Genomic DNA, 11760 nt, shown 5'->3' on the forward strand with positions numbered 1-11760 from the left:
TTAATTGATAACAAAAAAACCACGAAACCCGGAGTCTAGGCTCGGCAGATATCGTGGTTGATGGTGATTCACAAACTTAAATCACAACAGATCTGATTTAAATCAGTGAATGGTACTATTAGTATAGCATTTTAAGCGTAATTGTCAATAAGTCTAACTCAAAAAACCTTATTTAAAACGTTTTCTTTTATTTTTGTGACTAATTTCTTTCTCTTATCAAACAATTGCTTTAAATTTCTTCTAAAAAAGATGATATTTTTGTAAAAAAAAGGTATGATAGTTACTATATATTGGAGGTTATCATGAGAATAATTGTCGTTGGTGGCGGTAAAGTTGGCGCGGCACTTTGTCGTTCCCTAGTTGATGAAAACCACAACGTTATTTTAATTGAACAAAAAGAGTCCGTCTTATCCCAAGTTGTTAAACGTAATGACATTATTGGTATTATTGGAAATGGCGCTAATTTTAAAATTTTAGAGCAAGCAGATGTGGCTAATTGTGATATCTTTATATCTATTACCGATAAAGATGAAGTTAATATGATTGCTGCTAGTTTGGCTAAAAAAATGGGCGCTAAAAAAACAATTGTTAGGGTCAGAAATCCAGAATACTCAAATACTTATTTTAAGGAAAAAAATTTCTTGGGTTTCTCACTTATGGTGAATCCAGAGCTTCTTACAGCTCGCTATATAGCCAATGCGGTTGAATTTCCTAATGCACTTTCTGTGGAACATTTTGTTAGTGGCAGAATTATGCTAATGGCTTTTAAAATTAAAAACAATAGCGTTCTCTCTGACATGACATTGTCGCAATTTCGTAAGAAATTCCAAAACATTGTGATCTGTGCGATTGAGCGTGACGATGAAATTATCATTCCCGATGGTGAGGTCACTATATTAAAACAAGATAAGATATATGTCACTGGTAATCGTCAAGAGATGATTGCTTTTCACGATTTTCTCAAAAAAAGAATCGTTAAAAGCCTTATGATTATTGGTGCGGGAAAGATTGCTTATTACCTGCTCACCCTTTTAAAACAAACTAAAATTAAGATTAAATTAATTGAAATCAATCCCAAAAGAGCAGCATTATTTAGTGAAGATTTCCCAAATATTCATATTGTTGAAGGAGACGGCACCACTAAAAATCTTCTCTTAGAAGAACGTGCTGATCATTATGATGCGGTTGCAACATTAACGGGTGTTGATGAGGAAAATATTGTTGCCTCAATGTTTTTAGACTCTCTTGGTGTCCAAAAAAATATCACCAAAGTCAATCGAACAAGTCTTTTAGAAATTATAAAAGGTGAAGAATTTTCAAGTATTGTAACACCTAAAGCTATTGCCGTTGACGCTATTATGCACTTTATTCGCGGTCGTGTTAATGCACAGCACTCTAACTTAGATGCTATGCACCATGTTGCTAATGGGCGTATCGAGACCCTACAATTTGAAATTAGGGAAAATAACCGCATGGCTGGTCAAACCCTTTCTTCCATTAAATTGAAAAAGAATGTTTTGATTGCTGCTATTATCCGTCAAGGTAAAAATATTTACCCAACGGGTGAGGATATTTTCCAAGTTGGCGATAAAATTGTGGTCATCACTCTGCTTAACAATGCGAATAATATCTATGATTTGTTGAGGTAAGTCATGAATAAAAGTATGGTACGTTTTTTATTAGCAAGACTCCTTGTCATTGAAGCTGCCTTATTACTGGTTCCCTTAGGAGTTGCCTTTATCTATAAGGAATCAATGACTGTCATCTCTAGTTTTTTAATCACCATGGCACTGTTATTAATCATTGGTGGTGTGGGGTGTCTTTCTAAGCCGAAAAATTTTAGAATTTATACTAAAGAAGGGTTTCTCATTGTGGCATTATGTTGGATGCTTTGGGCCATCTTTGGAGCACTTCCTTTTGTTCTTTCTGGTCAAATCCCTAATTACATTGATGCTTTTTTTGAAACCAGTTCAGGTTTTACAACAACAGGGGCAACTGTTTTAAATGATACTGCTGTGCTATCACCTTCTCTACTATTTTGGCGAAGTTTTACCCATCTTATTGGTGGAATGGGGGTGCTGGTTTTCGCCCTTGCCATAATGGAAAATAGTAAGAATAGCCACCTAGAAGTGATGAGAGCGGAAGTTCCTGGCCCTGTTTTTGGTAAGGTTGTTTCCAAATTAAAAAACACGGCGCAAATTCTCTATATTATCTATTTGGTCATGTTTACTATTTTAACACTAGTACTATGGTGGGCTGGTCTGCCTTTATTTGATAGCATAATAACCGCCATGGGAACAGCTGGAACAGGTGGTTTTGCCGTCTATAATGATAGTATCGCCCATTATAATAGTTCTCTCATTACAAACATTGTCGCTGTTGGGATGTTACTATTTGGTATTAATTTCAATCTTTATTATTTGCTACTTATTGGCAAGTTAAAAAGTTTTTTTAAGGATGATGAATTAAAAACCTATCTCCTAATCATTGCGATTGCTGTTGGTCTTCTTTTCTTAAATGTTGGTGGTTTATATGCCTCAACACAAGAAGCCTTTGAGAGAATTTTCTTTCAAGTATCAACAACCCTAACATCAACTGGTTTTGGATTAAACGATGTCACCTTTTGGCCGTTATTTTCCCAGATTATTCTCTTACTCCTCATGTTTATCGGAGGTTCAGCAGGTTCTACTGCTGGTGGATTTAAAGTGATGCGAGTGCTTATTCTCTTAAAAATTGCATATAATCAAATGCTTTTAAATCTCTATCCTAATCGTATCGTTTCCTTACATATCAATGGTGACGTTTTGGATAAGAAAACGCAACATAGTATTTTAAGATACTTTGTTATTTACGTCATGATTTTTATCAGTCTCGTTTTTTTGATTAGTATTGATAATAATCAACTCATGATTGTTGTTAGTGCAGTTGCAAGTATCTTGAACAATATCGGGCCAATGCTTGGAACTTCTGAGAATTTCTCTATTTTTAGTCCTTTCTCAAAAATACTATTATCTTTAGCCATGATTGCTGGACGTTTAGAATTATACCCCATGTTATTACTCTTTTCATCAAAAACATGGTCAAAACAATAAAAATATCTTCCTTTTTCAGGAAGATATTTTTTATTAATTCTTATTGCTTAAGATTAAAACATAGGTTAATTATTTTTCTTTATTTCGCTTTAAGCTGAAATAATCTGGCACACTGTCTTTTCCTCCCTCAACAAAGGGATGACAACGTAAAATTCTTGCAATTCCCATCAATACACCTTTTATCCCATGTTTATCAATGGCTGTAATCATGTATTGAGAACAGGTTGGTTGATACCGACAAGAAGGTGGAAAAAGAGGTGAAATCCATTTTTGATAGCCTCTAACCAGTAAAATTAATAATTTTTTCATTTGATATGATTAATTGCAGCATTATGAAGCTGACTAATTTCCTTTTTATTTAAACGACGTGACTCTCCCGGACGAAGACCAGTTAAATCTAAGGTGCCAAAACGTGTTCTTGAGAGTTTATCTACTGGTAGTCCAACTGATTCAAACATTTTTTTAACTTGATGATGACGACCTTCATGGATGACTAATTCAACCACAGAACGATTTTTATCACGATCAACTTTGATAATGTTGTATCTGGCTGGCTTGGTTTTTTTACCATCAATCACAACCCCTCTTGTTAAAGGACGTAAATTTTCTTTGTTGGCTAATCCCTTAACGCGAGCAACATAGACTTTATCAATTTCGTTTCTAGGATGGATCATTTTATCAGTAAAATCCCCATCATTGGTTAAAATGATAAGACCTGTTGTATCCCAATCTAGACGTCCAACAGGGTAAATACGTTCTTTCACTTCTGGTAATAAATCAAGAACTGTTTTTCGTCCTTTATCATCTGAAACGCTTGAGATGACACCTCTTGGTTTATTTAAGAGATAATAGACTTTTTCTTCATTATAAATGGGACTACCATTGATTTCCACTTGGTCATGCACTTTAATCGTAGTCGCAAGATTGGTCACAACTTTACCATTGACTGTGACTTGTCCTGATGTTATCAATTCCTCTGCTTTTCGTCTACTAGCAATACCAGCATGTGCAATATATTTATTAATTCTCATTGTTATTTCCTAACTCTTCTTCTAGTGATAAAGGCTCTTTAAAAAGAGTTACTTCTTCTTCTTTCAAGTCAATGGTTGAGGCATCGGGTAATTCTGTAATGTGATTTATTCCCATGAAATCAAGGAAATAATCTGTGGTGATATAAAGATTTGGACGACCAATCACTTCTTTTTTGCCATCTTCACGGATTAAATCATAGGCTTGTAATTTAGTAATCACACTACTAGAATTAACGCCTCTGATATCATCAATTTCAATTCGAGTGATAGGTTGTTTATAGGCAATAATCGATAACACTTCAAGACTAGCCCTTGATAAGCTTTGATTGATGGGAGTTTTAGCAAATTCTCGTAGCAAGTCAGCAAAACTTTCCTTTGTCACTATTTTATAGCTATTTGAGGATTCTATCAAACATAAGCTACTATTATCATCTTCTTGATACTTTTGAGATAACTTTTCTAATTGTTGCTTTAAGGCCGAAGGCGTTATTTCTAGAAAATGTGATAATTGTCTTAAACTAAGTCCTTCTTCACCAGCAACAAATAGTAACGCTTCAATTTTAGATAAATAGGTCATGCATTTCCCCTAACTAACAAAATATCACCAAAATTTTCTTTTTGTGTGACAACAATACTTTGCACCTTAATTAATTCCAAGGTTGCTAGAAAAATCGTAATCATCTCATTAATATTATGACTTTCTTCAAACAATTCTTTTAAGGTAATCTTTTGAAAAGTTGTCATTTTCTCTTCTATAAAAATCATCATATCTTCAATACGAAAATCATCTCTTTCAATAGTCGTATGTGTATTTTTAATCTGTTTTTGCTTTTCAGCCATAATAGTGGAAAAAGCTAAATAGATATCAAGCACCGACTTATCATGATTTAAAGTCATATCTTCATAAATCAGTTCTTGCTTGGGTTTTGAAAAATACAAAGCCCTTTTTTGATGCTGTTCAGCCATTTTTTGACTAAGCTCTTTAAACTGACGATACTCCTCAATCTGTTGTAATAATAACTGTTCCGGATCTTCATCTATCGGAGTTTCTTCAACAACCTTAGGCAGTAAGCGACGACTTTTTATCACCATCAACTGACTCGCCATCACCATATAGTCACCAGCAATCTCTAATTTCATCGCCTGCAGTGTTTTGATATAGGTAAGGTATTGCTCTATAACGTCAACAATAGGAACATCATATATGTCCATCTGGTATTTTGAAACCAAATGAAGCAAGAGATCCAACGGACCCTCGAAATCTTTTAATTTTATATCCATTAGTGTTTATAATACTTTTCTAGAGTTGTTGTTGTTTTTAATCCCAACTGCTTTGCCAGCGTATAGCGATCAACATCTCTGTTTATTTCCTTTAAAATATACTGTTTTCTAAGTGTTTGCGCACTCATTGATGAACAATCAATCGAAGATAAAAAGGTAGTTAATTGATTGAATAACCACTGCCTTGAATAGGGTTTACCCTTATTATCAAAGAGATACTCATTTGAAAGCCTATCTTCTAGATAGACCATTAAATCATCTGGTAGAGCAAGTATCCTTCGATGTTGTTCTTTTTTAATAGTTATCACTTTAAAGTCAAGTGAAATATCTTCTGATTTAATCAGTAACAATTCATTTGGTAACAGTCCCAAAGAAATTATCATTAATGCTATCAATTGACCATCAAGAAACGGTGTTTCTTCATAAAAAGCAGATAAATCTTCCAAGCCTGCAACAAAAGAATCTACGCCACCAAATTGTTTCATTTTTTTTAGTTTTAAAAAGCTATCAATCTTTTCTTCTTCATACAAGAAATACAAGAACTGATTGACCACTGACTGCTTTCTTTTTTGAACAGACAAGGTTAAGGTAGATAAATAGTCTTGATATAAATGGAGTTTATCTCTTGATAGTTTCTCCTCTACAATGGTCAAAAATTGTAGCAAATCATATTGGTAGGATAATCTTGAATTCTCTGATAATTTTTTACTAGCTAAAAAATGATTAATTAGTGTTTTCATTTCTTTTTAATCTCATAAGTGGCTGTAAAATTATGTAATAAACTATTGATGGCTTTTAAAATAGATTTTCTAGTAATAATCCCCATAAAGGTTTGATCATCAGTAACAACTGGTAAGAAAGAAGAATCAACAAGCTCGTGCATAATATCTGTTAGATTGGCAGATATTGAAATCGTCTTAATCCGTTTATTAACCATGTTAGAAATATCAAGACGAGCTAACTCATCAACATCTAATTGGTGTTCTGATTGGTATTTTATAATATCAGAAACACTAATCGTACCGACATATTTTCTATCTTTGGTTATAACTGGTACACGAGAAAAACCATTACTAGCTAACACCAACATCACATGATCCGTATTATGAGTATCAATAAAGATGGCAAGATCTTTTGCAGGCGTTAGGTAGGTATCAGCATAGTGGATTAAATAATCTTCAAATTCTTTAGCAATCATCTCATAAATTCCTTTGATAATGATGGGTAAATCTCATAGTCACGCGTGAAATAATCAACTTTAATGGTTTGTTTAGTAATAGTTACCTTGGCATATAACTGCTCATTAACTTCGCCACGAGGTTGTAAGACACTCCCTGGATTAATAAATAAAATATGGTCATTTTCCCAAGCTGCAGGACGATGTAAGTGACCATACAAGCAAATATTAGCATTTGCTTCTTGAGCAAACCAGTTTAGTCTATCCAAACCAAAATTAATACCATATAAGTGACCGTGTGTTTGTGCAATAGTGATATCTGAAAGTTTGGTGATTAGATTTTCTGGATAGCCACTATCATAATCACAATTGCCTCTAACCACCTTAATACCATTCCAGACAGGGTCTGAAGAAGGTAGTTCAGAATCACCATTATGGAAAATAGCATCTACTTTTCCCAAATATTTCGTTTTAATATTTTCAATAATGTCTCTATCACCATGAGAATCACTCATAACAATTAGTGTGAGTTCTGCCATTTAGAGAAAACCTCCATTAGTTTCTTAACTGCTTGACCTCTGTGGGAAATCTTGTTTTTTTCTGTTGCAGAAAGTTCTGCTGCTGTTTTACCGGTGTCACCAACTAAAAATAAAGGATCGTAACCAAAACCATTTTCACCTTTTGGCACATGGGCAATATAGCCATCCCAATCTGCTTCTACAATTAAGGTTTCTTTATCTGGTGCTGCAACAGCAAGCGTTGTATGAAATTGTGCGGTTCTATCCTTAAGCTCAAGAACCATGGCTAATTCATGTAACAATTTAGCATTGTTACGACTATCAGTAGCATCAGCGCCTGAAAACCTCGCTGACCAAACACCAGGAAGACCACCTAAAACATCTACCTTTAATCCCGAATCATCTGCTAAGACCATTTTCCCAGTGATTTTTGAAATCGTTTCTGCTTTTAATCTAGCATTCTCTTCGAAGGTTGTCCCAGTTTCTTCTACCTCAGGTAATTCTGGATGATCATCCAAATTTTCAACCTTTAGGCCAAGCTGGCCAAAAAGTTTTTCAAATTCTTTAGTTTTCCCTTTGTTTCTAGTAGCAATTAAAATACTATCACCGAGGTTTTTAGGAGAAAAATCACCATTTCCAAAAAAGGCTTCTAGGCGCATTCCTTCTTTTGGAACATATACTGATAATAATTTATCCTTTTCCAAAAGCAAGATAGCTCCTTTGTGATTAACAACAGATAAAGCTGTGTTATAGCGATCATTCATCATTTCAGCAACAAACGTAAATAAACTAATAGGAGAAGAGAAATGAATAAGATGAAGTTGTAAACCAATCGCTTCATCCAATCGAAAAAGCTGTGTCAGCATTTGACGAATGTCACTTAAATTGTCTTTTGTCTCAAAACTAGTGATTTTGGTGTTTTCTCCCCATTGGCCAATATACCAATCATTTTGAGTTTGGTGATTATAAATTTTTTCTTTCATATTTCTACATGCTCCACACTAACTGGTAATTGTAACCATTTTTCAGCGATAGCTTTAAAACTATCTCGATTTGCCGTTGTATAAAACTGGTGATTTCTTGTTTGTTTGACTCTTTGATGATTAATATCAAAATAATTCAACAATACAGAAATATCACGAACACATTCGGCACCACTGTCAATTAATCTTACTTTTTTTCCCATCACATTTTGAATAATGGGACGAAGTAAAGGATAGTGAGTGCACCCTAAAACAAGGGTATCTACTTGTCCTACCATAGGTGAAAGGGTTTCATACACTACTTTTTTTGCTAAACTAGAGCTCATCTCATTAGCTTCAACCAAAGGGACAAAACGAGGACAAGCTAAACTATGCACATTCATTTGTGGCGCTAAATCTGTAATTTTTTCTCTATAGATATCTGATGCTATTGTCATTTCGGTACCAATAACACCAATGTTCCCTGAGGCCGTATTTTTAATAGCTGCACTAGAACCAGGTAAAATCACACCCAAAACAGGAATGTCTAACTTTGATTTCACTTCTTCCCAAGCAACTGCCGTTGCAGTATTACAGGCAAAAACAATCATTTTAACATTTTTTGTGAGTAAAAATTGAACCATTTCCCAAGTAAAGGTTCTGATTTGTTCAGCAGATCTTGGTCCATAAGGAGCTCTTTTGGAATCACCAATATAGACAACTTCTTCATGAGGGAGCTGTCTTAAAAGTTCTCTAACAACTGTTAGACCGCCAACACCAGAATCTAAAAAACCAATTGGTCTATTATCCATATCCATCTTCTTTCTAAAATAAGACTAGGCAAGCCCAGTCTTATCTAAAAGATTATTATTTCTTTTTAGCCTTTGCTTTGGCTGCTTTTTGTTGCTTATTCATTTGACGGACAACTTGTTGCACTTTTGCTTCACTTGGTTTTTGCCCCATTTGACTCATCATTGTTCGAATAAGATCCTCATTTAATGGTGGGTTCTCTTCTAAATATTTTTCCATTTGTTTACGGGCGATGAAAGTACCCCCAACAAGCCCTGCCAACAAGGCAACCATAACTATTATTATCCAAATCGTTGTAGACATATATTCTCTTTTCTCCTCATTTTTTTACCTTCTCATTATAGCAAAATAGACTAGTTTTTACAAATCTTCTTCTTGTTTGATACAATTCTTTAAAGACAAAAAATCAGTGCCGTCCAATATAATGTTAAACTTTCTTTTTGTGGATTAAAAATGAGTAAAATAAAAACACTTGATGACATAAATCAAATCATATCATCAAATGTTCGAGTAATTGCTTAAAAGTTGTTATCTTAACGTCTTCTACCAAAAATTCTTAATAAACTAATAAATAAATTGATAAAATCAAGGTAAAGACTTAGAGCAAGTGACACTGCCCAGCCGTCTAAAACTTGTCCATTACTTTCTTCATAGACACGTTTAATACGTTGATTGTCATAAGCGATAAGACCAGAAAAGATAACAACAGATACCATACTAATCATTAAGCTAAGCGGACCACTTTGTAGAAAGAAATTAACGATACTTACAATAATCAAACCTATCAAGGCTGCAATTAAAGCTTTACCCATACCAGATAAATCTTTTTTAGTCACGCGACCAATAATAGCCATGACAAAGAACAAAATGGATGATGAAACAAAGGCAGCTACAACGGCTTTTGGGTCATATTGGGCAACAATAAAGCTTAATGTGAAGCCATTTAAAGCTGAGTAAATTAAAAATAATGGTAGTGCTAATGGGCTATTTTGACGTGCGACACTAGCTGCCCAAAAGACTAATCCAAGCTCAACAGCCATGGCACCAAAATAAATCATTGGCTGATTAATCAAAATATCGACAAAAGTATCAGTAAATATATATAGCATTCCAGCAGATACAATGGCAGAAAGTAAAATACCCATACCAACCAAGCCATAAACTCTAGCAAAAAAACGATTTAATCCTGTCTGTGTTTCTGTATAAATGTTGTTATTCATAATAATCTCCTTTTTTTAGTTGTGATGACTACCTAGTGTTTTGCGTTTAAAGAATGGTCGTCTTTTTAATAATTGTCTTACTGGTGTCAAAGCTTCTTTAACAGCCCAATATTTATCAACCATGGTCACTATATAGCCTTCTTTATATCTAGGCGGTGCAATCGTAGCCCCCCACATGTGTTTTAAGATAATATCTTCTTCTTTTTTATTTAGTGTTGTGATTTTCCGAGCATTTCTAACAGCTATCCTGGGATGAATCCAGGCATGGCTTTTATTAAATTTTGTCACGCGCCAATCATAATAAAAAAAGTCATGAAGTAAGGCACCTCTAGCAGTACTCTTAGCATCCCATCCCATTTTCTTAGCAATTTGATAACTAGTATAGCTAACATTTATCGAATGTTCAAATCGTGTCGAAAAGTGATGCTGGGTAATACTTTCCAATTTTTTAAATCTCGGGTGTGCAATCAAATGACCGATATGGGTCATAAATTCATTATCTTTTTGATAGTCTTTATTATTCAATTTCTCACCTCTTTCAAGTATTATAACATAATCTTTTAAATGAGTTGAAAAATAATGATTCCGGCAGCAACTGAAACATTTAAACTCTCTGCTTGACCAGGCATTGTGATATGAACCACAAAATCTGCTTCTTTAGCAACCAAATCTGAAATTCCTTGTCCTTCATTACCCATAACTAAAGCAAAAGCATCGTATTTAGCTAAATTCTTGTAATTGATAGACTCTTTTCTTAGTGAAGTGGCAATAAGAGGAATCATTTGTTCTTTTAATTGTTTGATAATCTCAGTCATCTCTAACCGATAAATAGGCAAATGAAAATGGCTACCTTGCATTGAACGTAAGGTTTTATCGTTATAGATATCAGCTGTTTTTAGCGAAACAAAGACACCATCAAAATTAGCTGCATCTGCTGTTCTAATCATTGTGCCAACATTTCCAGGGTCTTGAACATCCTCTAAAATAAGATAGCGACCTTGTTTTTTTAATGGAGGATTAACAGACATTTTTATTTCCGCAATGACCCCTTGAGGCGCTTTTGACAACGTTAATTCTTTTAAAACAGCTTCAGAAACAACTATAATTGGTGCAACTTGTGGAACTCTTTCTTTTTGTGAGTCAATCACAAAAATATTTAAAATAGTAGCCTTATATTTGATGGCTTCTTCTAACAAATGCCAACCTTCTATCAGATAGCTATTTTGTCGGTGCTTTTTTTGTAATAATTTCTTTGTTTTTTTAATGAGATTATTTGTTTTTGAGGTTATAATAGTCATATAGCTATTATACCAAAAAGGAGGGATTTTGATGAAAAAAGTACGTCTATTAGTTTCAGGAAGAGTTCAAGGTGTTGGCTTTCGTTATTCCATAGCTCGCCTAGCTTCACAAATAGGAGACATTAATGGTAGGGTTTGGAATAATAAGGATGGTACGGTTGAAATACTAGCCCAATCAACTAATCACAGAAAACTAGATGACTTTATTATCGCTGTTAGAAAAACACCTTTTCGATTTGCAAAAGTCACTTATGTAGATGTCACCTCAGACAATTCTGAGGAATTTCAAGATTTTCAAATCCTTAGATCATAATAATTTCAAAATCATCCCTAAGAACTATTGAATAATTCTTAAAAAAACAGTAAAATGG

At 34.0% G+C, this 11760-nt stretch carries 16 protein-coding genes; 3 read left to right on the plus strand and 13 right to left on the minus strand.

Going from position 1 to position 11760, the window contains the following annotated elements:
* Positions 1 to 302 precede the first annotated feature (302 nt).
* Together trkA and N7659_RS06705 are read left to right on the plus strand one after the other, a co-directional pair.
* Entirely contained in the window at positions 303 to 1649 is a 1347-nt protein-coding gene (gene trkA, locus N7659_RS06700; protein ID WP_263276390.1) for a Trk system potassium transporter TrkA, read from the plus strand.
* A gap of 3 nt (positions 1650 to 1652) precedes the next feature.
* Positions 1653 to 3092 carry a TrkH family potassium uptake protein gene (locus N7659_RS06705; protein ID WP_263276391.1) on the plus strand — a complete coding sequence of 480 codons (1440 nt, stop codon included), beginning with the start codon at positions 1653 to 1655 and terminating at the stop codon, positions 3090 to 3092.
* A gap of 69 nt (positions 3093 to 3161) precedes the next feature.
* On the opposite strand, the gene yidD is transcribed toward N7659_RS06705, so the two are convergent.
* The 13 genes from yidD to N7659_RS06770 all read right to left on the minus strand — a co-directional run bounded on the left by yidD (position 3162) and on the right by N7659_RS06770 (position 11389).
* Positions 3162 to 3401, minus strand: a complete 240-nt coding sequence (gene yidD, locus N7659_RS06710; protein WP_263276392.1) for a membrane protein insertion efficiency factor YidD — start codon at positions 3399 to 3401, stop codon at positions 3162 to 3164.
* Positions 3398 to 4123, minus strand: coding sequence for a pseudouridine synthase (locus N7659_RS06715; protein ID WP_263276393.1), 726 nt, complete (start codon positions 4121 to 4123; stop codon positions 3398 to 3400). The genes yidD and N7659_RS06715 overlap by 4 nt, the downstream gene beginning before the upstream one ends.
* Positions 4113 to 4700 carry an SMC-Scp complex subunit ScpB gene (gene scpB / locus N7659_RS06720; RefSeq protein WP_263276394.1) on the minus strand — a complete coding sequence of 196 codons (588 nt, stop codon included), beginning with the start codon at positions 4698 to 4700 and terminating at the stop codon, positions 4113 to 4115. Before scpB ends, N7659_RS06715 begins: the two co-directional genes overlap by 11 nt.
* Positions 4697 to 5404 (minus strand): segregation/condensation protein A, encoded by a 708-nt coding sequence (locus N7659_RS06725; protein ID WP_263276395.1) that lies wholly within the window; start codon positions 5402 to 5404, stop codon positions 4697 to 4699. Before N7659_RS06725 ends, scpB begins: the two co-directional genes overlap by 4 nt.
* Positions 5404 to 6144: a site-specific tyrosine recombinase XerD gene (xerD, locus tag N7659_RS06730; protein ID WP_263276396.1), complete on the minus strand. Its 741-nt coding sequence runs from the start codon at positions 6142 to 6144 to the stop codon at positions 5404 to 5406. Before xerD ends, N7659_RS06725 begins: the two co-directional genes overlap by 1 nt.
* The gene (cbpB, locus tag N7659_RS06735) at positions 6141 to 6602 is read right to left on the minus strand and encodes a cyclic-di-AMP-binding protein CbpB (protein ID WP_263276397.1); all 462 of its coding nucleotides are present in this window, start codon (positions 6600 to 6602) and stop codon (positions 6141 to 6143) included. The genes xerD and cbpB overlap by 4 nt, the downstream gene beginning before the upstream one ends.
* A complete protein-coding gene (locus tag N7659_RS06740) occupies positions 6599 to 7120 on the minus strand; it encodes a metallophosphoesterase (protein ID WP_263276398.1) in 522 nt (173 codons plus the stop codon). The genes cbpB and N7659_RS06740 overlap by 4 nt, the downstream gene beginning before the upstream one ends.
* Positions 7102 to 8082, minus strand: a complete 981-nt coding sequence (locus tag N7659_RS06745) for a nucleoside-triphosphate diphosphatase (protein WP_263276399.1) — start codon at positions 8080 to 8082, stop codon at positions 7102 to 7104. The genes N7659_RS06740 and N7659_RS06745 overlap by 19 nt, the downstream gene beginning before the upstream one ends.
* Positions 8079 to 8873: a glutamate racemase gene (racE, locus tag N7659_RS06750; RefSeq protein WP_263276400.1), complete on the minus strand. Its 795-nt coding sequence runs from the start codon at positions 8871 to 8873 to the stop codon at positions 8079 to 8081. Before racE ends, N7659_RS06745 begins: the two co-directional genes overlap by 4 nt.
* A 55-nt stretch (positions 8874 to 8928) precedes the next feature.
* The gene (locus N7659_RS06755; RefSeq protein ID WP_199567673.1) at positions 8929 to 9174 is read right to left on the minus strand and encodes a YneF family protein; all 246 of its coding nucleotides are present in this window, start codon (positions 9172 to 9174) and stop codon (positions 8929 to 8931) included.
* A gap of 230 nt (positions 9175 to 9404) precedes the next feature.
* A complete protein-coding gene (locus N7659_RS06760; protein ID WP_263276401.1) occupies positions 9405 to 10091 on the minus strand; it encodes a Bax inhibitor-1/YccA family protein in 687 nt (228 codons plus the stop codon).
* A gap of 15 nt (positions 10092 to 10106) precedes the next feature.
* Positions 10107 to 10580 (minus strand): HD domain-containing protein, encoded by a 474-nt coding sequence (locus tag N7659_RS06765; RefSeq protein ID WP_263276426.1) that lies wholly within the window; start codon positions 10578 to 10580, stop codon positions 10107 to 10109.
* Between the two features lie 71 nt (positions 10581 to 10651).
* Positions 10652 to 11389: a TrmH family RNA methyltransferase gene (locus N7659_RS06770; RefSeq protein ID WP_263276402.1), complete on the minus strand. Its 738-nt coding sequence runs from the start codon at positions 11387 to 11389 to the stop codon at positions 10652 to 10654.
* A gap of 31 nt (positions 11390 to 11420) precedes the next feature.
* On the opposite strand from N7659_RS06770, the gene N7659_RS06775 reads away from it, so the two are divergent.
* The gene (locus N7659_RS06775; RefSeq protein ID WP_263276403.1) at positions 11421 to 11702 is read left to right on the plus strand and encodes an acylphosphatase; all 282 of its coding nucleotides are present in this window, start codon (positions 11421 to 11423) and stop codon (positions 11700 to 11702) included.
* The last annotated feature ends 58 nt before the right edge of the window (positions 11703 to 11760 follow it).

Source organism: Streptococcus sp. CSL10205-OR2 (assembly GCF_025660655.1).
GTDB lineage: Bacteria > Bacillota > Bacilli > Lactobacillales > Streptococcaceae > Streptococcus.